Origin of the sequence: Achromobacter sp. 413638 (genome assembly GCF_043119405.1) — a bacterium.
Classification (GTDB): Bacteria; Pseudomonadota; Gammaproteobacteria; order Burkholderiales; family Burkholderiaceae_B; genus Achromobacter.
On record NZ_JBICCO010000059.1, the window covers coordinates 1 to 20,007 of the forward strand.

The 20,007-nt window shown below is 69.6% G+C and carries 22 protein-coding genes; 17 read left to right on the top strand and 5 right to left on the bottom strand.

The window, feature by feature from the left end; translation table 11 throughout:
* Positions 1 to 57 precede the first annotated feature (57 nt).
* The gene (locus ACEU5R_RS21325) at positions 58 to 1,032 is read left to right on the top strand and encodes a spore coat U domain-containing protein (protein ID WP_103272093.1); all 975 of its coding nucleotides are present in this window, start codon (positions 58 to 60) and stop codon (positions 1,030 to 1,032) included.
* A 33-nt stretch (positions 1,033 to 1,065) separates the two neighbouring features.
* Here the strand turns inward: ACEU5R_RS21325 and ACEU5R_RS21330 are convergent, their stop codons facing one another.
* From ACEU5R_RS21330 to ACEU5R_RS21340, 3 genes are all read right to left on the bottom strand, one after another.
* Positions 1,066 to 2,757, bottom strand: a complete 1,692-nt coding sequence (locus tag ACEU5R_RS21330) for an MFS transporter (RefSeq protein WP_392411521.1) — start codon at positions 2,755 to 2,757, stop codon at positions 1,066 to 1,068.
* A 128-nt stretch (positions 2,758 to 2,885) separates the two neighbouring features.
* Positions 2,886 to 3,218, bottom strand: coding sequence for a sulfite:cytochrome C oxidoreductase subunit B (locus ACEU5R_RS21335; protein WP_103272095.1), 333 nt, complete (start codon positions 3,216 to 3,218; stop codon positions 2,886 to 2,888).
* A 10-nt stretch (positions 3,219 to 3,228) separates the two neighbouring features.
* A complete protein-coding gene (locus ACEU5R_RS21340; RefSeq protein WP_392411522.1) occupies positions 3,229 to 4,464 on the bottom strand; it encodes a molybdopterin-dependent oxidoreductase in 1,236 nt (411 codons plus the stop codon).
* Positions 4,465 to 4,615: 151 nt separating this feature from the next.
* Here ACEU5R_RS21340 and ACEU5R_RS21345 point away from each other — a divergent pair, with 151 nt between their 5' ends.
* A complete protein-coding gene (locus ACEU5R_RS21345) occupies positions 4,616 to 5,011 on the top strand; it encodes a DUF2809 domain-containing protein (protein WP_103272097.1) in 396 nt (131 codons plus the stop codon).
* A 42-nt stretch (positions 5,012 to 5,053) separates the two neighbouring features.
* On the opposite strand, the gene ACEU5R_RS21350 is transcribed toward ACEU5R_RS21345, so the two are convergent.
* Both ACEU5R_RS21350 and ACEU5R_RS21355 read right to left on the bottom strand, forming a co-directional pair.
* Complete coding sequence (locus ACEU5R_RS21350) at positions 5,054 to 5,491, bottom strand: universal stress protein (RefSeq protein WP_103272098.1); 438 nt, start codon at positions 5,489 to 5,491, stop codon at positions 5,054 to 5,056.
* A gap of 138 nt (positions 5,492 to 5,629) precedes the next feature.
* The gene (locus ACEU5R_RS21355) at positions 5,630 to 5,848 is read right to left on the bottom strand and encodes a hypothetical protein (RefSeq protein WP_392411523.1); all 219 of its coding nucleotides are present in this window, start codon (positions 5,846 to 5,848) and stop codon (positions 5,630 to 5,632) included.
* A 263-nt stretch (positions 5,849 to 6,111) separates the two neighbouring features.
* On the opposite strand from ACEU5R_RS21355, the gene ACEU5R_RS21360 reads away from it, so the two are divergent.
* From ACEU5R_RS21360 to ACEU5R_RS21430, 15 genes are all read left to right on the top strand, one after another.
* Positions 6,112 to 7,482 carry an LLM class flavin-dependent oxidoreductase gene (locus tag ACEU5R_RS21360; RefSeq protein WP_103272100.1) on the top strand — a complete coding sequence of 457 codons (1,371 nt, stop codon included), beginning with the start codon at positions 6,112 to 6,114 and terminating at the stop codon, positions 7,480 to 7,482.
* 220 nt (positions 7,483 to 7,702) lie between these two features.
* Complete coding sequence (locus ACEU5R_RS21365) at positions 7,703 to 8,503, top strand: MetQ/NlpA family ABC transporter substrate-binding protein (protein ID WP_103272101.1); 801 nt, start codon at positions 7,703 to 7,705, stop codon at positions 8,501 to 8,503.
* 46 nt (positions 8,504 to 8,549) lie between these two features.
* On the top strand, positions 8,550 to 9,143 hold the full coding sequence (gene ssuE / locus ACEU5R_RS21370) for an NADPH-dependent FMN reductase (protein ID WP_103272102.1): 594 nt from the start codon (positions 8,550 to 8,552) through the stop codon (positions 9,141 to 9,143).
* 15 nt (positions 9,144 to 9,158) lie between these two features.
* A complete protein-coding gene (locus ACEU5R_RS21375; RefSeq protein WP_392411524.1) occupies positions 9,159 to 10,124 on the top strand; it encodes a sulfonate ABC transporter substrate-binding protein in 966 nt (321 codons plus the stop codon).
* A 17-nt stretch (positions 10,125 to 10,141) separates the two neighbouring features.
* Positions 10,142 to 11,314 (top strand): FMNH2-dependent alkanesulfonate monooxygenase, encoded by a 1,173-nt coding sequence (gene ssuD, locus ACEU5R_RS21380; RefSeq protein ID WP_392411525.1) that lies wholly within the window; start codon positions 10,142 to 10,144, stop codon positions 11,312 to 11,314.
* On the top strand, positions 11,314 to 12,096 hold the full coding sequence (gene ssuC, locus ACEU5R_RS21385) for an aliphatic sulfonate ABC transporter permease SsuC (RefSeq protein ID WP_392411526.1): 783 nt from the start codon (positions 11,314 to 11,316) through the stop codon (positions 12,094 to 12,096). Before ssuD ends, ssuC begins: the two co-directional genes overlap by 1 nt.
* Positions 12,097 to 12,117: 21 nt before the next feature.
* Positions 12,118 to 13,359: an acyl-CoA dehydrogenase family protein gene (locus ACEU5R_RS21390; RefSeq protein WP_392411527.1), complete on the top strand. Its 1,242-nt coding sequence runs from the start codon at positions 12,118 to 12,120 to the stop codon at positions 13,357 to 13,359.
* 51 nt (positions 13,360 to 13,410) lie between these two features.
* Entirely contained in the window at positions 13,411 to 14,220 is an 810-nt protein-coding gene (locus ACEU5R_RS21395; RefSeq protein WP_392411528.1) for a methionine ABC transporter ATP-binding protein, read from the top strand.
* The gene (locus ACEU5R_RS21400) at positions 14,220 to 14,882 is read left to right on the top strand and encodes a methionine ABC transporter permease (protein ID WP_103272107.1); all 663 of its coding nucleotides are present in this window, start codon (positions 14,220 to 14,222) and stop codon (positions 14,880 to 14,882) included. The genes ACEU5R_RS21395 and ACEU5R_RS21400 overlap by 1 nt, the downstream gene beginning before the upstream one ends.
* A 27-nt stretch (positions 14,883 to 14,909) precedes the next feature.
* Positions 14,910 to 15,749 carry a MetQ/NlpA family ABC transporter substrate-binding protein gene (locus ACEU5R_RS21405; RefSeq protein WP_103272108.1) on the top strand — a complete coding sequence of 280 codons (840 nt, stop codon included), beginning with the start codon at positions 14,910 to 14,912 and terminating at the stop codon, positions 15,747 to 15,749.
* 50 nt (positions 15,750 to 15,799) lie between these two features.
* Positions 15,800 to 16,714: an ATP-binding cassette domain-containing protein gene (locus ACEU5R_RS21410; protein WP_103272109.1), complete on the top strand. Its 915-nt coding sequence runs from the start codon at positions 15,800 to 15,802 to the stop codon at positions 16,712 to 16,714.
* Positions 16,715 to 16,778: 64 nt separating this feature from the next.
* Positions 16,779 to 16,994 (top strand): molybdopterin-binding protein, encoded by a 216-nt coding sequence (locus tag ACEU5R_RS21415; protein WP_006227327.1) that lies wholly within the window; start codon positions 16,779 to 16,781, stop codon positions 16,992 to 16,994.
* Between the two features lie 216 nt (positions 16,995 to 17,210).
* On the top strand, positions 17,211 to 18,191 hold the full coding sequence (locus tag ACEU5R_RS21420) for a YncE family protein (protein WP_199770963.1): 981 nt from the start codon (positions 17,211 to 17,213) through the stop codon (positions 18,189 to 18,191).
* Positions 18,175 to 18,987 carry a polysaccharide deacetylase family protein gene (locus ACEU5R_RS21425; RefSeq protein WP_199770964.1) on the top strand — a complete coding sequence of 271 codons (813 nt, stop codon included), beginning with the start codon at positions 18,175 to 18,177 and terminating at the stop codon, positions 18,985 to 18,987. Before ACEU5R_RS21420 ends, ACEU5R_RS21425 begins: the two co-directional genes overlap by 17 nt.
* 2 nt (positions 18,988 to 18,989) lie before the next feature.
* A complete protein-coding gene (locus tag ACEU5R_RS21430) occupies positions 18,990 to 19,997 on the top strand; it encodes a sterol desaturase family protein (RefSeq protein ID WP_392411530.1) in 1,008 nt (335 codons plus the stop codon).
* Positions 19,998 to 20,007 lie beyond the last annotated feature (10 nt).

Consider the following 20,007-nt stretch of genomic DNA (forward strand, 5'->3'; position numbering starts at 1 on the left):
ACGCCTGATGCCCACGCTGGGCCCCTATGTCTGCCATCCTTTGGAGGAACCTGCGCAATGAGACGCGCCATCGTGTTGATCGTGCTTGCGTGGTGCTGGGCCTGGTCCGGCGCGGCGCAGGCGCAGAGTTGCGACCTGACCGGCAGTTCGACCACCATCGACTTTGGCACGATCAATCCCCTGCTGCCGGCGGATACGCTCAACAGCGGCGGGCTGATCAAGCTGAACTGCTCCGGCCTGTCGTTGTTCACGCGGGTATGCATCAGCCTGGGAACGGGAAATACCAGCCCGTCGATCGCGGCGCGCGCGATGGGCAACGGTTCCTACCGCATGAACTACAACCTGTATACGGATCCGGGCTATTCCAATATCTGGGGCAACGCGACCACCTCGGCGCCTACGTCGCAGCTGCTGACCGGCATCGGCGCGGGGTCGGTGTCGGCGACCGTCTATGCCAAGCTGCCGGGCGGCCAGAACACCGTGACCATCGTGAACAATGCCGATACGCAATACATGGAAAGCTACGCCACGACCACGCAGGCCAAGGTGGACGTGCAGACCTTTCCGCTCATCGGGCTGCTCCTGAACTGCCCGCTGAGTTCGCCCTCCCTGACCTTGCAGATCCCGTTGACGGTCAAGGCGCTGGTGCAGAAGAACTGCACCATTTCCGCCACCAACCTGGTGTTTCCGGCGCAGGGGCTGTTGACGGCCCCGGTGCCTGGCAGCAGCCAGATCAGCGTGCAATGCACCAACAACAACGCGTACTCGCTGGCGCTCAATGGCGGGACGGTGGGCGGCAACGTGCTGGCGCGCAAGATGAAGCACTCGACCGCCGCCGACACGGTCGGCTACCAGCTGTACCAGGGGTCGAACTACGCCATCGTCTGGGGCGACGCGACGGGCGGCTCGCCCATGGCCGGCCTGGGCACGGGCGCGGCGCAGAGCTACACCGTCTACGGCCTGGTGCCGCCGCAGGCCACGCCCAGGCCGGGCAGCTACAGCGATACCGTCACGGCCACCATCACATTCTGAGCCTGCGCCCGGGACAGGCCCGGACCGCGCGCCCTACAGCGATTCCGGATCCCGCCGCAGCGAGAATCCCTGCGACCCGTTCATCGCCAGGTAGCTGACGTTGCGCGACACTTCCGGCGCCGCGTCGCCGGCGTGCAGCGCGCGCACGCCGTCCAGCACCATCTTGTCGGCCAGCGTCATGCGATCCAGCATGCGCAGGTACTGCATCCAGCTTTCGACCAGGAAGACCTCGCGCCACACCCCTTCGCGCTCCAGGTCGCGGAACAGCTGCCACTGCTGCGCGCCGTTGCGCAGCCGCATCAGGCGCAGCGGATGGGCGGCGCCGATCAGCGCGCGCAGCTTGTCGTTCGGGATCTGGTATTGCACCGCCACCAGCACAGCGCCGTGCTCGGTGTCGAAGCCGGCGGCTTGCAGGGCCGGCTCGGCGCTGTCGGCGCGCGTCAGCGACTGCGCGTCCACCTGCTCGGGCAGGCGCGAGCGGTACAGCAGCAGTACGGTCAGGCCCAGCATGACGCCGGCGCCGGCCAGCGCGCCCGACACGCCCAGCGTGCCGGCGAAATGGCCCCACATGAACGAGCCGGCCGCCAGCCCGCCGAAAATGGCGGTCTGGTACAGCGCCAGCGAGCGCGCCTTGACCCAGTCCGGCACCAGCATCTGCACCGTGGTGTTGTAGGTGGCCAGCACGCCGATCCAGCAGCCGCCGGACAGCAGCAGGGCAGGGAAGGCGACCCACAGCGTGCCGGTCAGGCCCAGCGCCAGCAGGCAGGCCGCCAGCAGGCCGGCGGCGGCGCTGATCAGGCGGCTGGCGCCCCAGCGCGCCTGCACCCGGCGCACCAGCACGCTGCCCAGGATGGCGCCCAGGCCCAGCGCGCCCAACATGTAGCCGTACAGCATGGCGCTGCCGCCGTCGTGTTCGTGGGCCAGCAGGGGCAGCAGCGCCCACAGGGCGCTGGCCGACAGGCCGAAGGCGAAGGCGCGCAGCATGACCACGCGCGTCACGGTGGAATGCTGGGTGTAGCGCAGCGCCGTGACCGCGCCCTGCAGCAGGCGCTCGGGAGGCAGGCGGCGCTCGGGCAGGTCGCGCTTCCAGCGCCAGATCGCCCAGATCAGGCCGCCATAGCAGAAGCAGTTCAGCAGGAACACCCAGGGCGCGCCCAGCGCGCCCAGCAGCAGGCCGCCGATGGCCGGACCGACCGCGCGCGCGACGTTGTAGTTGACGCTGTTCAGCAGCACCGCGCTGCCCACGTGGGCGCGCGGCACCTGCTCGCCCACCGCCGCCTGCCAGGCCGGCGTCACGACGGCGCTGCCGATGGCGATGCAGAAGACCGAGGCGATCAGCGTGATCGGATGCAGCAGGCCGGCGAAGGCCAGGATGGTGATGAACAGGCCCCCGGCCAGTTCCAGCCCCATGCCGGCCAGCATGACCTTGCGGCGGTCGTAGTTGTCGGCCAGCACGCCGGTCAGGATGGACAGGGCCACCAGCGGAAAGGCGGCGGCCACCTGGATCATGGCGACAAGCAGCGGGCTGCTCTGTTCGGTGGTGATGATCCAGGCCGCGGCGACGGACTGCGCCCAGGTGCCCAGGTTGGCGAACAGGTTGGCGATCCAGATGATGCGGAACGCCGGGAAGGACAGCGGGGACAGCGTGCTGACGCGCAGCGCGGGCGCCGGCGCGGCGGCGGGCTCGGCGGGCAGGTCGGTGTTGGCCGAAACGGGTTGGAGCATGCGGGCCTCGAGAATCGCCCCAGCCGTACCGCGGGCCGGGGTCGCCCAATGGTACGCCGAAAGCCGGACGCCGGCATGGCATGGCGGGGCGGGCGGGCCGGGCCCGCCCCGGGCCTGCCCGGTCCGGCCTACTTCGCGGCGGCGGGCGCCGCCGGGGGCGGGGGGTAGGCCTGGTTCAGGTACTGGATGATCAGCTGCGCCTGATCCGGCGCGATGGGCGCGCCATAGACGGCGACCATCTTCTTGACCTCGGCCTCCCAGAAGCCCAGCGGCATGGGCGGCTGGGTGGACAGGTAGTCCACCGAATGGCACATGAGGCACTGGGCCGCGCTCTGTGCGCCGGGGCTGGCGCCCGGATGCAGGGTGGCGGTTTCGGCGGGCAGCTGGATGTCCAGCGCATGGGCCGGCGACAGCATGGCCAGGGCGGCGGCGCCGGCCAGCGCAAGCAGATGACGGTTCATGACGGGCTCCTCAGGCGGCGGTGACGCGCAGGGTTTCGACCACGTTGCGCATGTAGCCGGCGGGGTTCCACAGCGCCTCCAGCGGCTGGGTCTCGCCGGCCATGTTGGTGGCGCGGGCCTTCAGCTCGTAGGCGCCGGCCCGTTCCGGCCTGAAGTCCGCCTGCCATTCGCGGAAGGAGTAGCGCCCCAGGTCCTGGCCCAGTTGCGCGGCGCGCCAGGTTTTGCCGCCATCGGCCGAGAACTGCACCTCGCGGATGCCGCGTCCGCCGTCGAAGGCGATGCCGCGCACGCGCTGCGCCTGGCCCAGCGGCAGGCGCGCGCCGTCGGCCAGGCTGGTGATGAAGCTGCGCACGTTGTAGCGGCCGATCGGGCGGGTCTTCTCCGGCGCCTTGCCCACCGGCGTACAGGCGCAGTCGTTGTCCGGGATGCGGTAGGCCTTCTGCATCCAGTAGCCGTCGAACTCCTTGTCCAGCACGGTGATGTCGGCCAGGTGCTTGACCCAGTAGGTGCCGTAGTGGCCCGGCACCACCAGGCGCACGGGATAGCCGTTGAGCAGGGGCAGGTCGGCGCCGTTCATGGCGTAGGCCAGCATGACCTCGCCGTCCATCGCGTGGGCCGCATCCAGCGCCTTGACGAACTCGGGCGTGCCCGGCAGCACCGGCCGGTCCATGCCTTCGAAGCTGACCTGGCGCGCGCTCTTGCCGATGCCGGCCTTCTCCAGCACGCGCGACAGGGGGATGCCGAGCCAGCGCGCATTGCCCATGGCGCCGTTGCCCAGCTGTCCGCCGCCCACGCGCGGCTCGAAGAAGCCGCGGCTGTTGCCGGAACACTGGGTTACGGCCACCAGCTCCACCGGCGCGCCGAACTTCTCTTTCAGGTCGGTCAGCGTCAGTTCCAGCGGCGCGTCCACCAGGCCGCCCACGCGCAGCCGGTAGGCGGCCGGGTCGATCCGGGTCGGTATGTTCCCCAGGTGATAGCGCACGAAGAAGGCATCGTTGGGGGTGATGAGGCCCTCGTTGTAGACCTCGAACGGCGTTTCCAGCTGCGGCGGCCGGGCGGTCTGGCGGATCAGGGGGCGCTTCTGCGGGTAGGCGATCAGCTCGCGCTCGCCGTTGGCGAAGGGCAGGGTGACGGTGGCGGGGGCCGCCAGCGCGTTCAGGGCCTGGCCGGCTGTCGTGCCGGCCGCGCCCAGGGTACAGGCCTGGCGCAGGAAGCGCCGGCGTCCGTTGGTGCCGGATGTGCTCATACTCGTTGTCTCCAGGAGTTTTTCGAGTACGCTGCCGGCGTTGCGCAACCTGTCCGGCGGCGGCTTGCCAGAGTATGCGCCCGGACCCCGTCGCCGCGCCACGCTTTTGCGCGCCGCGCGGTTTCAAAAACCGCTATTTCCGTCTTGGACCATGTCGCTACGATTCGATGGCCGCGCCTTCGCGGCCCTGCTGCTGCTCACCGCCGTGGAGGCGCTGATCGCCACCGTGGGAAAACCCTATCCCTGGCTGCGAGGCTTCGTCGGCGACGTGCTGGCGGTGGGCTGGGTGTACCTCGTGTTCCGCAGTTTCATCCGGGCGGGCGTGCTGCCGCTGGCGGTGGCGGCGCTGCTGACGGGCTATGCGGTCGAGTTCGGCCAATACCTGGCCAAGCTCTACGGTTGGCAGATCAAGCAGCCGCTGCTGCGCATCCTGCTCGGCAGCGTGCCGGACTGGTGGGACGTGCTGGCCTACACCGTGGGTTTCTTCCTGGTGCTGGCGCTGGCGGGCTGGCGCCGGCGCGGCGGGCGCGTGCCCGCCGGCGCCTAGGTGGCGTGCGCATGCCGGCGGCCGTATTGGCGGGACTGCACACTAGCGCAGCACCAGCACCGGCAGTTTGGTCTGCGCCAGCACGCGCTGGGTTTCGCTGCCCAGCAGGAAGCCGGTCATGCCGTGGCGTCCATGCGAGCCCATGATGATGAGATCGCAGCCCTGCGCCTTGGCGGTGTCGACGATGGCGGCATGCGGGTGGTCGTTGACCGCCACCAGGCAGGAGCAGGGCACCAGCGCACTGCGGGCCTGCGCCTCCAGCCCGTCCAGGTAGGCCTGCGCGTTCTTGCGCGCCTGGTCGGTGTGGTAGCCCTGGGCGGTGCCTAGCATCTCGGCCTGGTAGACCAGCAGGTGGTCTTCGGGAATGGCGCGCAGCACGGTGACGGCGGCGTTCATCTCCTTGGCGAAGACGATGCTGCGCTGGAAAACCGAATCGGACAGCGGCGAGCCGTCCACGGTGATGAGCAGGTGCCTGTACATGTTGCCTCTCCCTTGGAAAAAGGAACGTTCAGCAACGGCGAATTCAGTATAGGCCCGTGTTTTGGCGTGATCCAGTCCCGCTTTCGGACGAGGGCGGCGGGGTTTTCCCGGACGGCGCCGGGCGTGTCGGACGGCGGGTCAGGCGTGCGCGGGAGCGCGGCGGCCGACGGCCGGTGCGGCCCGGTCGGCGGCGGGCGGCGCGCCATCAACGGCGCGGCCGTCCGGCAGGATCACGTTGGGGAACAGCGCGCCGGTGCCCATCAGCGCGCCGGCGGCCATCAGCCAGCGGTGCAGGGTCTGGCCGACGCCTTGCGGGTCGCTGGCGCCGTTTCGGGTGTCCGGTGGGGTAGGGGTCATGGATCTGCTCGCGATGCCGCGCAGGCGCTGCCGCCCGCGGTTTGGGCTGGTGGTGGCAAGCCCAGACTCTAAGCAAGCGTGCGCATCGCCAGCAAGCATTCTTTAGTGATGACGATATGCGCGCGCCTTATGCCGGCCTCGCATAAGCGCATGCGCAATCCGTTCTTCCGCGCCGACGCGCGCGGCGATAGGCTGCATGCCTGAACCCCGCCGGGGCCAGCCGTCGCGCCGGCCCCGGCCAGAAGCCTGGAAGACCGTCCGTCATGACCAAGAAGCAGATCCTGCTCAACGCCTTCAACATGAATTGCGTGGGCCACATCAACCATGGGCTGTGGACGCATCCGCGCGACACGTCCACCGCCTACAAGACACTGGATTACTGGACCGGCCTTGCGCGGCTGCTGGAGCGCGGCCTGTTCGACGGCCTGTTCCTGGCCGACATCGTCGGCGTGTATGACGTGTACCAGGACTCGGCCGACCTGACCCTGCGCGAGTCCATCCAGCTGCCCGTCAACGACCCGCTGCTGATCGTGCCGGCCATGGCGGCGGCCACGCGCCACCTGGGCTTTGGCGTCACCGTCAACCTGACCTACGAGGCGCCCTATCTGCTGGCGCGCCGCTTCTCCACGCTGGACCACCTGACCCAGGGCCGCGTGGGCTGGAACATCGTCACCGGCTACCTGGAGAGCGCGGCGCGCGCCATGGGGCTGTCCGGGCAGATCGCGCACGACGAGCGCTACGACCGCGCCGACGAATTCCTGGACGTGGCCTATCAGCTGTGGGAAGGCAGCTGGGACGCGGACGCGGTCAAGGCCGACAAGCGCGCGCGGGTCTATGCCGATCCCGCCGCCGTGCGCCGGGTGGACCATGCCGGCAAATACTATCGTGTTCAAGGCTATCACCTGGCCGAGCCTTCGCCGCAGCGCACGCCGGTGCTGTACCAGGCGGGCTCGTCGGGCCGGGGGCTGGCCTTCGCCGCGCGCCATGCCGAATGCGTGTTCGTTTCCAGCCAGACCAAGGAGGGGCTGCGCAAGCTGGTGTCCGAGCTGCGCGAGGCGGTCGCGCGCGAGGGCCGCGATCCGCGCGACATCAAGTTCTTCATGGGCATCACGGCCGTCGTCGGGCGCACGGAACGGGAAGCCCGGGACAAGCACGCCGAGTACCTGCGCTACGCCAGTCCCGAGGCTGGCCTGGCGCACTACGCCAGCTCCACCGGCATCGATTTTTCCACCTACGCGCCGGACGAGCCGATCCGCTACGTGAAGAACAACGCCATCGAATCCGCCGTGCGCAGCCTGACCGTCGCGCGCACCGACCGCACGGTGCGCGACCTGCTGGCCGACATGGCGCTGGGTGGGCGCTATCCGGCGTTGGTGGGCAGCGCCGCGCAGGTGGCCGACGAGCTGGAATCCTGGGTCGCGGAAACCGGCATCGACGGCTTCAACCTGGCGCGCACGGTCACGCCGGAGTGCTATGAGGACTTCATCGACCTGGTGATTCCCGAGCTGCAATCGCGCGGCTCATACAAGACCGCCTACGCCGACGGCACGTTGCGCGAGAAGCTGTTCGGCGCGGGCCGGGCGGCCTTGCCGGACGTACACGCGGGCGCGCGCGCCCGGGCCGCCTACGCCTGAACGCGCGGCGCGCATGCGTGGCAGATAACCGGCGCCGCAAGGCGCCGGCTTCGTTTAGAACCCCAGGCGATAAGCGCATATTTCCCGAAGTGGGTTGCTGTCCATGCGGTGCAAGCGCGGCCACATAAGGCACATAAGGTCATGCCGACTAAGTATTTTTCGGCGCGCAAACGCGATGACAGAATCGTCCCGTCTCCTGTCCCATCCTGGAATCGAAACGATGTCTACCCTGATCCGCCTGCTGTCCGTCGCCGTCCTGGCCACCGCCTTCACCGCCGGCGCGCAAGCGCAGCAAAAGTCCTCCATCAGCGTCGGCATTTCCGTCGGCACGACCGAGAAGATCTTCGACGTGGTCAAGCAGGTCGCGGCCCGCGACGGACTGGAGATCAAGCTGGTCAAGTTCAATGACTACCAGCTGCCCAATGCCGCGCTGAACGCCGGCGACCTGGACGCCAACGCCTTCCAGCACAAGCCCTTCTTGGACAACCAGATCAAGGCGCGCGGCTTCGACATCGTGCCGGTGGGGCTGACCGTCACCGCGCCGCTGGGCTTCTATTCGCGCAAGATCAAGGCGCTGGGCGACCTGCCCGAGGGCGCTTCGGTGGGCATCCAGAACGACCCGTCCAACGGCAACCGCGCGCTGCGCCTGCTGGCGGCGTACAAGCTGATCACGCTCAAGCCCGAGGCCGAGCAGAAGAACAACGCCACGCCGCAGGACGTGGTGTCCAACCCGCGCAAGCTCAAGCTGGTGCCGCTGGACGCGGCGCAGTTGCCGCGCTCGCTCGATGACCTGACCGCCGCCGCCATCAACAACGACTATGCCGACCAGGCCGGCCTAGTGCCGGCGCGCGACGCCATTGGCCGCGAGGCCGCCGACGGTCCCTACGCCAACCTGATCGCGGTGCGCGCCAAGGACCGCGACCAGCCCTGGGTCAAGAAGCTGGTGGCGGCTTACCAGTCGCCCGAGGTCCGCGCCTTCATCGAGAAAGAATTCAAGGGCTCGCTGGTGCCCGCGTTCTGACGCGTCCGGCAGTCTTTTCCGCATCCCTGACATCCGGCGACACACCATGAGCATCATCACCCTGGCGGGCAGCCCGTCGCAGCGTTCCCGTTCCTCCGCCCTGCTGCGCCACGCCGCCAACCGGCTGCGCGCGGGCGGCTGGAACATCGGCGAACTGGGCCTGCGCGACATTCCCGCCGAAGAGCTGATCGAGGGCCACTACGCCAGCCCCGCCGCCGGCGCGCTGCGCGCCCGCGTCGCGGCCGCCGACGCGGTGCTGATCTCCACCCCGGTCTACAAGGCCTCGTTCGCCGGCGGCCTGAAGGCCGTGCTGGACCTGCTGGACGAGAAGGCGCTGGCCGGCAAGGTGGTGCTGCCCATCGCCACCGGCGGCAGCCCGGCCCATCTGCTGGCGCTGGAATACGGCCTCAAGCCCGTGTTGTCCGCGCTGGGCGCGCGCCACATCCTGGCCGGCGTGTACGCCACCGACAAGCAGGTGCGCGTCGACGAGGCCGGCCAGCCCCATATCGACGACGACGTGCGGCAGCGGCTGGAGGACTCGGTCGACCGGCTGTCCGAACAATTGCGTCCGCATGCCTATGTCGCCAATGAAGCCTATGACCTGGGCCGGCTGGCGCTGGCCGGCGGCTTCAGCGTCTGAACCGGAAACCCGCACATGAACCCATTTCCTTCCGCCATCCGCCGCGCCTTGCTGCGCGGCCTGCTGGGCCTGTTGGGCGCGGCGCTGCTGGCGCCGGCCGCGCAGGCGCAGGACCGCAAGACGCTGCGCATCGGCTTTCAGAAATACGGCACGCTCACCATCGTCAAGGCGTTGGGCACGCTGGACAAGCGCCTGGCCGAGCAGGGCGTGACGGTGAAGTGGACCGAGTTCCCCGCCGGCCCGCAATTGCTGGAAGGCCTGAACGTGGGCTCGATCGACTTCGGCACGGTGGGCGAGGCCCCGCCGATCTTCGCCCAGGCCGCCGGCGCGGCGCTGGTGTACGTGGGCAGCGAGCCCGCCGCGCCCGCCAGCGAGGCCATCCTGGTGCCCAAGGATTCGCCGCTGCGCGGCGTGGCCGACCTGAAGGGCAGGAAGGTCGCGCTGAACAAGGGCTCGAACGTGCACTACCTGCTGGTCAAGCAGCTGGAGCGCGCGGGCGTGGCCTACCGCGACGTGAATGTGGTCTACCTCACGCCGTCGGACGCGCGCGCCGCCTTCGAGCGCGGCGCGATCGACGCCTGGGTCATCTGGGATCCGTTCCAGGCCGCCGCCGAGAAACAGCTTGGCGCGCGCGTGCTGGCCGACGGCGCCGGCGTGGTCAAGAACTACCAGTTCTTCCTGGCCGCCAGCGGTTACGAGAAGGCGCATCCGCAGATCATCCAGACCGTGCTGGACGAAGTGCGCAAGGGCGATCTGTGGGCGCGCGACCACCGCGCCGAAAGCGTGGCCCTGCTGCAACCGGTGCTGGGCCTGGACCGCGAGATCGTGGAGCTGGCCGCGAGCCGGCTGGCCTATGGCGTGCAGCCGATCACGCGCGAGGTGCTGCTGGAACAGCAGCAGGTGGCGGACGCCTTCCATGCGCTCAAGCTCATCCCCAAACCGCTCAACGTATTCGACGCCGCGCCGTCGATACTGAAATAGACGAGGGCAGGATTTTCATGGACGTTTTCTGGTTCATCCCCACGCACGGCGATTCGCGTTACCTCGGCACCAGCCTGGGCGCGCGCGAGGCCGGTTACGACTACTTCCGGCAGGTGGCCGTGGCCGCCGACACGCTGGGCTACGACGGCGTGCTGCTGCCCACCGGACGCTCCTGCGAGGACGCCTGGGTGGTGGCCTCCAGCCTGATCGGCGCGACCAGCCGGCTCAAGTTCCTGGTGGCGATACGCCCCGGCGTCAGCTCGCCGCAGTTCTCCGCGCGCATGGCCGCCACCTTCGACCGCCTGTCGCAAGGGCGTCTGCTGGTCAACGTGGTGACGGGCGGCGATCCCGGCGAGCTGGAAGGCGACGGCGTGTTCGTCAGCCATGACGAGCGCTACGCCATCACCGCCGACTACCTGAAGATCTGGCGCGGCATCCTGGCCGCCAGCCACGAGGGCGCGGGCTACAGCCATGACGGCGAAAAGCTGGTGTCCAAGGGCGGCAAGGTGCTGTATCCGCCGACGCAGAAGCCGTATCCGCCGCTGTACTTCGGCGGCTCGTCCGAGGCCGCGCACGAGCTGGCGGCCGAGCAGCTGGACGTGTACCTGACCTGGGGCGAGCCGCCCGAGGCCGTGGCGCGCAAGATCGCCGACGTGCGCGAGCGCGCGGCGCGCCATGGACGCAGCGTGAAGTTCGGCATCCGGCTGCACGTGATCGTGCGCGAGACCGAGGCGGCGGCCTGGGCCGCCGCCGACGAGCTGATCAGCCATCTGAGCGAGGACACGGTGAACGCCGCGCAGGCGGCCTTCGCCAGGATGGATTCGGAAGGCCAGCGCCGCATGGCCGCGCTGCACGGCGGCAAGCTCGACGACGGCCGTGGCGGCCGCTCGCACCTGGAGATCGCGCCCAACTTGTGGGCCGGCGTGGGCCTGGTGCGCGGCGGCGCGGGCACGGCCCTGGTGGGCGACCCGCAGACCGTGGCGGCGCGCATCCAGGAGTACGCCGACCTGGGCATCGACACCTTCATCTTCTCGGGCTATCCGCACCTGGAAGAGTCGTACCGCTTCGCCGAGCTGGTGTTCCCGCTGCTGCCCGGCAAGGGCCGTGGCCGCCAGGGCAATCCGGTGCTGACCGGCCCGTTCGGCGAGGTCATGGCCACCGAGCTGGTGCCGAAGGTCGCGGCCAGCTGATGGATACGCGCCCCGTACGCGGCTGGCGCGCGGCGCTGGCGCCCTGGCTGGTGCCGCTGGGCATCCTGGCGCTGTGGCAGCTGGCGGCGCAGGCCGGCTGGCTGTCCTCGCGCATCCTGCCCGCGCCCTCGGCCGTGGCCGCCGCGGCCTGGTCGCTGGCCGTGTCGGGCGAGCTGTGGCTGCATCTGCGCGTCAGCGCGTTGCGCGCCTTGTGGGGCCTGCTGCTGGGCGGCGGGCTGGGCCTGGCGCTGGGGCTGCTGAACGGCGCGTCGCGCCGCGCGGAGACGCTGCTGGACACCACGCTGCAGATGATCCGCAACATCCCGGTGCTGGCGCTGATCCCGCTGTTCATCCTGTGGTTCGGCATCGAAGAGACCGCCAAGCTGGCGCTGCTGTCGGTGGGCGTGTTCTTTCCCGTTTATCTCAACACGTTCCACGGCATCCGCTCGGTGGATCCGGCGCTGATCGAGATGGGCCGGTCCTATGGCCTGAGCGGCTGGCGCCTGTACCGCGACGTGATCCTGCCCGGTGCGCTGCCGTCCGTGCTGGTGGGCCTGCGCTTCGCGCTGGGCCTGGTGTGGGTGGTGCTGATCGTGACCGAGACCATCTCGGCGCAGTCAGGCATCGGTTACATGACCATGAACGCGCGCGAGTTCCTGCAGACGGACGTGGTGCTGCTGGGCATCCTGCTCTACGCGATGCTGGGCAAGGGCGCGGACGCGCTGGCCCGCGCGCTGGAGCGGCGCCTGCTGCGCTGGAACCCCGCTTACCGGCCGGCCTGAGCCGGCCATCCAGGAGTGATGATGGCCAAGATCCAAACCGTGCAGGACGCGCGCCGCGACGGCGGCGCGGGCGCTGCTTCCGGGCGCGCGGCCGACGCGCCGCCGCCCACGCCTGCCGAGGCGCTGGAAACGCTGGCGCGGGCGCTGGCCGCCACCGCCGTCGAGCGCGACCGCCTGGGCGGACATGCCGCCCGCGAGCGCGAACTGATCCGCCAGAGCGGCCTGCTGCGGCTGTCGGTGCCGACCGCGCATGGCGGGGCCGGCGCCAGCTGGTCGACGGTCCTGGGCGCCGTGCGCCGGCTGGCCCAGGCCGACAGCGCGCTGGCGCATGTATTCGGTTTCCACCATCTGCAGGTGGCCGGGGTGCTGCTCTACGGCACGCCCGAGCAGCACGCCTATTTCCTGGAACCGACCGTGGCGCGCAACCTGTTCTGGGGCAATGCGCTCAATCCGCTGGACCGCCGCGTGGTCGCGCGCGCCGAGCTGGACGGCTATCGCATCGACGGCGTCAAGAGCTTCAGCTCGGGTTCGGTGGGCTCGGACCTGCTGACCTTCTCGGCCTGGCACAAGCCGTCCGGCACGGCGCTGATCGCCGCGCTGCCGACGCGCGTCGAGGGCATCACCGTCAACCCGGACTGGGACGCCTTCGGCCAGCGCCAGACCGATAGCGGCACGGTGCGCTTCGACCATGTGCGGCTCGAGCCCGTGCAGGTGCTGCAGGCGCCGGGCGCCACGCCGACCGCGCGCGCCACGCTGCGCTCGCAGGTGGCGCAGCTGATCATGACCAATCTGTACCTGGGCATCGCGCAGGGCGCATACCAGGACGCGCGCGGCTATGTGCGCGACGCCGCCCGGCCGTGGTTCGCCTCGGGCGTGGAGCGACACGCCGACGATCCCTATGTGCAGGAGCGCTTCGGCGAGTTCTGGCTGTCGCTGCAGGCGGCCCGCGCGCTGGCCGACCAGGCGGCGCAGGCGCTGGACGAGGCGCTGGCGCGCGGCCCGTCCGTCACCGCCGAGGAGCGCGGCCGCGTCGCCGTGGCCGGCGCCCAGGCCAAGGTGCTGGCGCATCGCGCCGCGCTGTCGGTGGGCGCCGAGCTGTTCGACGTGACCGGCGCCAGCTCCACCCACAACCGCCACGGCCTGGACCGCCACTGGCGCAACGCGCGCGTGCACACGCTGCACGATCCCGTGGCCTACAAGATCCGCGACCTGGGCCGCTACGCGCTGCTGGATCAGCTGCCCGAACCCACGCCGTATTCCTGACCCCAGGCCTGTCCCGATGATGAACCGACCGCCATTTCCCGGATTTACCCGATGACCCAGAGCGCGACGCTTTCCCCGCTTTCCACCGTGCCCCAGCCCGTGATCCGGCTGGACGCCGTGAGCAAATCCTTCCGCCTGCCGGCGGGCCGCTTCGACGCGGTTTGCGACGTGTCGCTGTCGATCCGCGCCGGCGACACCTTCGGCATCATCGGCAAGAGCGGCGCCGGCAAGTCCACGCTGCTGCGCCTGATCAACCTGCTGGAGCGGCCCGACCACGGCGCCGTGTACGTGGCCGGCACCGAGCTGACCGGCCTGGGCAAGTCCGCGCTGCGCGCCGCGCGCCAGAACATCGGCATGATCTTCCAGCAGTTCAACCTGCTGCAGAACGAGACCGTGTTCGAGAACGTCGCCTTCCCGCTGCGCGTGCACGGCGGCCGCGACCGCGAACAGATCGCCGCGCGGGTGCGCGAGTGTCTGGAGATCGTGGGGCTGGCGGACAAGTCCGCCAGCCATCCGGCGCAGCTGTCCGGCGGCCAGAAGCAGCGCGTGGCCATCGCCCGCGCGCTGGCCAGCGAACCGGCGGTGCTGCTGTGCGACGAGCCCACCTCCGCGCTGGATCCCGAAACCACCCGCTCGGTGCTGGGCGTGCTGCGCGACATCAACCGGCGGCTGGGCGTGACCATCGTCATCGTGACGCACGAGCTGGCCGTGGTGCGCGCGCTGTGCCGCCATGTGGCGGTGATGGAGAACGGCCGCGTGCTGGAGCAGGCCGAGATCACGGGCGCGCACGTGAACCTGAGTTCGGCGCTGGGGCGCGAACTCATCCGCGAGGCCGCCCATCCCTATGAAGAGGTGGCGTGATGCTGGATACCTTCGTGCAATTGCTGCCCGAGCTGGGCGTGGCGATCGGCCAGACCTTCCTGATGCTGGCGATCGCGCTGTCCGCGTCCATCCTGCTGGGCGGGCCGCTCGGCGTGCTGGTGTTCCTGACCGGGCCGGGCCAGTCGCTGGACCGCCCCGTGCTGCACCGGCTGCTGAGCTGGACGGTGAATACCGTGCGGTCCTTTCCCTTCATCATCCTGCTGGTGGCGCTGGTGCCGTTCACGCGCGTCATCGCTGGCACTTCGATCGGTCCGGTGGCCGCGGCCGTGCCGCTGTCCTTCGCCGCCATTCCGTATTTCGCGCGGCTGGTCGAGCAGGTGCTGCGCGAAGTGCCGCGCGGCGTGATCGAGGCCGCGCATGCCGCCGGCGCGTCGGAGCTGCAGATCGTGCGGCGCGTGCTGCTGGTGGAAGCGCGCTCCGGCCTGGTGCTGGCGCTGACCGTGCTGGCGGTTAGCTTCCTGTCCTACTCGGCCGTGGCCGGCGTGGTGGGCGGCGGCGGCATCGGCGACCTGGCCATCCGCTACGGCTATTACCGTTTCCAGACCGACGTGATGGCGCTGACCGTAGCGCTGCTGGTCGTGCTGGTGCAGATCATCCAGTTCGCCGGCAACACCATCGCCCGGCGCATCGACAAACGCTGATTCCCCTACGCCATTCCGAGGTCGTCCATGTCCGTCTTGCGCAAGCCCTCCCTCCGTCAACTGGCCGTCGCCGTCGCCGCGCTGGCCCTGTCCGGCGCCGCCGTCGCGGCCGATCCGGCCAAGAAGGAAATCGTCTTTGGCGCCACCGCCGGTCCCTACAGCGACCAGATCAAGCTGGGCATCAAGCCCATCCTGGAAAAGCAGGGCTACACGGTGCGCGTGGTCGAGTTCAACGACTATGTGCAGCCCAACTTCGCGCTGGCGCAGGGCGCGCTGGACGCCAATGCGTTCCAGCACGTGGTCTATCTGAAGAACTTCGCGGCCAAGAACAAGCTGGAGCTGTCGGAGCTGGTGAAGGTGCCGACCGCGCCGATCGCCATCTACAGCCGGAAATACAAGAGCGTGGACGCCGCGCCCGAGGGCGTGAGCGTGGCCGTGCCCAACGATCCCACCAATCAGGCGCGCGCGCTGGTGGTGCTGCAGGAGCTGGGCTGGATCAAGCTGCGCGAGGGCTACGACCCGCTGCAGGTGTCGGAGAAGGACGTGGCCGCCAATCCGAAGAAGATCAAGCTCATCCCGTTGGAGGCGGCTCAGCTGCCGCGCTCGCTGGAGGACACCGACTATTCCTTCGTCAACGGCAATTTCGCGCTGGCGTCCGGGCTCAAGCTGACCGAGGCGCTGGCGCTGGAAAAGACCACGCCCACCTACCAGAACCTGGTGGCGGTGCGCACGGCCGATCTGTCCAGGCCCTATGTGCAGGACATCGCGGCGGCTTACCGCTCGCGCGAGTTCCTGGCCGTGACCGAGAAATCCTTCGCCGGCTTCGTCAAGACCGACGACCAGCGCAAGCTGGAGGCGTCCCGCTGAGGGCCGCGCGGCCGGGCGCGGGCAGGATCGGGTATCGGGAGGCTGCCGTCATGTTCATCAACCCCAACGAGTTCGAGTTGCTGCGGCACCTGGACGGGCCGGCCCGCACGGGGCCCGAGGGCGGCGCGGACGCCCGGGCGGCGCAGGCCGAGCCGGGACCGACGCCGCCGCTGGGCGTGACGCTGCGCAAGCTGGGCAAGCGCTACGGCGAGCGCGTGGTGCTGCGCGGCCTGGACCTGGAGCTGGCCGCCGGCGAGTTCGTGGCGGTGGTCGGGCGCAGCGGCTGCGGCAAGAGCACGCTGCTGCGCCTGCTGGCGGGGCTGGAAGCGCCCAGCGGCGAGCAGGGCGGACCGCCCGCGCGCGCGCCGGTGCTGTTCGACGGGTTTCCGCAGTGGGGCGCCGACGACCGGGTCCGCATCATGTTCCAGGACGCACGGCTGCTGCCGTGGAAGTCGGTGCTGGACAACGTGGCGCTGGGCCTGCCGCGCCGGGAGCGGGCGCAGGCCGCGGCGGTGCTGCGCCAGGTCGGCCTGGGCGACCGGGGCGGCGACTGGCCGGCGCAGCTGTCGGGCGGGCAGCGTCAGCGGGTCGCGCTGGCGCGGGCGCTGGTGCACCGGCCGGGCCTGCTGCTGCTGGACGAGCCGCTGGGCGCGCTGGACGCGCTCACGCGCATCGACATGCAGCAGCTGATCGAGACGCTGTGGCGGCGCGACGGCTTCACGTCCGTGCTGGTGACGCACGACGTGGGCGAGGCCGTGGCGCTGGCGGACCGCATCCTGGTGCTGGACGAGGGCGGGGTGGCGCTGGACGAGCGCGTGCCGCTGACGCGTCCGCGCGCGCGCGGTTCGGCCGCCTTCGCCGCGCTGGAGGCGCGCGTGCTGCGGGTGGTCCTGCGCCAGCCGGAAGAGGAGCCGCGGCCGCTGGCGCAGGTGATTCCCATCCGGCACCTCAAGCTGGCGATTTAGCATTGCCCGCGCCGGCAACGGCGGGCGCGGATTTTCCTTGTATTTCTCAATTCGGGAGCAAGTCATGAGCATTCAATCCATCAACGCCCGCAACCAGTTCCGCGGCAAGATCAAGGAGATCATCCTCGGCCCGGTGGTGTCCGAGGTGGACGTGGACACGCCGGCGGGCATCGTCACCTCGGTGATCACGACCCGTTCGGTCAAGGAACTGGACCTGCAGGTGGGCACCGAGGTGCTGGCCTTCGTCAAGGCCACCGAGGTGTCGGTCGCCAAGCTTTGACGCGGGGGCCGCAACCTTGTAGCGGCTTCATGTGGCGGCCGCGTCACGCGGCGGCGCGCAGCGGGGCTGGCCGGCGGTTGTTGCGACTCAGCAACAGCCGCCGGGGATTGTTTCCAAACCCTGCGCCGTCGCTTTTTTATCCTGCCGCTATGCCAAAATGTCGGGCACCGGGATCGGAGCCAGATCCCCCCTTGCCGGACCTTGAAATTGAATCCCATGCATTTTGTCCGCTGCGCCCTGTTCGGCGCAGGGATGGCGCTTAGCGCCGCGGCGGCCTCGGCCCCCATCTTCGTCCTGAATTCGCTGGACGCCAACGTCAGCATCGTCGATCCCGCTTCGTACAAGGAAGTGCGCCGCGTGCCCACCGGCAAGGAGCCGCACCACCTGTACCTGACGCCCGACGAGAAGTCGCTCATGGTGGCCAACGCCACCGGCGACTCGATCACGCTGATGGATCCCAAGACCGGCGAAGTGCAGCGCACGCTGACCGGCATCGTCGATCCCTACCAGCTGCAGTTCTCGCCCGACATGAAGTGGTTCGTCACCGCCGCGAACCGCCTGGACCATATCGACATCTATGCCTGGAAGCCGCTGGAAAAGGGCTTCGACCTGAAGCTGGTCAAGCGCATCCCGGCGGGCAAGACGCCCAGCCACATCATGATCGACGCCAAGAGCACCACGGCCTACGTCACGCTGCAGGACAGCGACCAGCTGATCGCCATCGACCTGGCCACGCAGACGCCGAAGTGGACCGTGTCGGTGGGCAAGACGCCGGCCGACGTGTTCCTCACGCCCGACCAGAAGACGCTGCTGGTGGCCCTGACCGGCGATTCCTACGTCGAGGCGTATGACGTGAGCAACGGCCCGGCCAAGCTGGTCACGCGCATCAAGACGGCGGCCGGCGCGCACGCCTTCCGCGCGCAGGGCGACAAGCGCCACCTGTTCGTCAGCAACCGCACCGCCAATTCCATCAGCCGCATCGACCTGCAGACGCTGGCCGTGACCGACACCTTCGCGGTGCCGGGCGGCCCGGACTGCATGGACGTGCTGGCCGACGGCAAGACCCTGCTGGTCACGTCGCGCTGGGCGCGCAAGCTGACCGTGGTCGATCTGGAGCAGAAGAAGGTCGTGCAGCAGGTGCCGGTCGGCAAGTCGCCGCACGGCGTCTGGACGCTGAACCATGCGCCGACGCGCTGAGCCGTCGAAGCGGGCGGCGGCGGCCTGCCTGGCCGCGCTGCTGCCGGCGCTGGCCGGTGCCGCCGGGCCGGCCCCGGCGGCCGTTTGCGACAAGCCCGTCTACCTGACCTTCGATACCGGCCACATGGGCGTGGCCCCGCTGGTGGCCGACGTGCTGGCCCGGCATCACGTCAAGGTCACGTTCTTCCTGGCCAACGAACGCACGCTGACCGACGGCGCCAGCCTGGACGACCAGTGGGCGCCCTGGTGGAAGGCGCGCGCCGCCGAGGGCCATGCCTTCGGCTCGCACACCTACGACCACGTCTACTGGCAGGGCGACCTGCCGGACGGCAAGTTCCGCGTCAAGCCCAGCGCCGGTCCGCAGACGGGCAAGGTCCAGACCTGGACCGCGCAGCAGTATTGCGAAGAAATCAAGCGCTCGTCCGCGCGCTTCACGCAGATGACCGGCCACGCCATGCTGCCCCTGTACCGCGCGCCGGGCGGCAAGACCTCGCCTGCGCTGCTCAAGGCGGCGCGCGAATGCGGCTACGAGCACGTGGGCTGGGCGCAGGCCGGTTTCCTGGGCGACGAGCTGCCCAGCGACAAATTCCCCAACGCCCGCCTGCTGGAGCAGGCGCTGCGCAACATCAAGCCCGGCGACATCCTGCTGGCCCACCTGGGCATCTGGTCGCGCCAGGACCCCTGGGCCCCCGCCGTGCTGGAGCCGCTGGTTGAAGGCTTGCAGCGCAAGGGCTATTGTTTTGCCACCTTGGATACGCATCCGGCCTACAAGGGCTGGATCGCCACGCATCACTGATCATGGATACGCTTAGTCAATGGTTCGGGGAGTGCCAGCAATGGCTCTTCGAGACCCTCGTGCAGCCCGCGCTGTTTCATCTGGGCTTGAGCAACTTCATCGAGGACGGCTACGACGCCACCATGTGGCTGCTGGTCGGCCTGCTACAGATCGCGCTGCTGGTGCTGGTGTTCGGCCCGTTGCAGCGCCTGCGCCCGGTCGAGCCCGTGACCGACCGCCGCCAGATCGGCATCGACGTGCTCTACACGCTGATCCACCGGCTGGGCGTGTTCCGCCTGGCGCTGTTCTTCACCGTGGACCCGCTGTGGGACAGCGTGTTCGGCCAGCTGCACGTCTGGGGTTTCGCGCCGTTCCAGCTGGACCAGTACTGGCCGGGCGTGACCGACCGCGCCTGGGTCAGCCTGATCATCTACCTGCTGCTGTTCGACGCGGTCGATTACTTCTACCATCGCGCCCAGCATCGCTTCGGCTGGCTCTGGTCGCTGCACGCGGTGCACCACAGCCAGCGCCAGATGACGATCTGGAGCGACGACCGCAACCATCTGCTGGACGACATGCTGCGCGACGTGGTCGTGGTGTTCGTGTCGCAGCTGGTGGGCGTGCCGCCGGCGCAGTTCGTGGCGGTGGTGGCGATCACCCAGCTGGCGCAGAGCTTCTCGCACGCCAATCTGCGCCTGCATTTCGGCGCCATCGGCGAACGCCTGCTGGTCAGCCCGCGCTTTCACCGGCATCACCATTCCATCGCCTACGACGCCTCGTCGCCGGGCCCGGCCGGCGGCTACAACTTCGCCGCGCTGTTCCCGATCTGGGACGTGCTGTTCCGCACCGCGCGCTTCGGCACGAACTACGGTCCCACCGGTATCCATGACCAGCTGCCCGAGCAGGGCGGACGCGACTACGGTCGCGGTTTCTGGTCGCAGCAATGGCTGGCGCTCAAGCGCATGACGGGTCGCGAGCGCGATCCGGAAACGGCGGCGCCCAAGCCGCCGGCACAGGCCGGCCAGGTCTGAACTGGCGCGG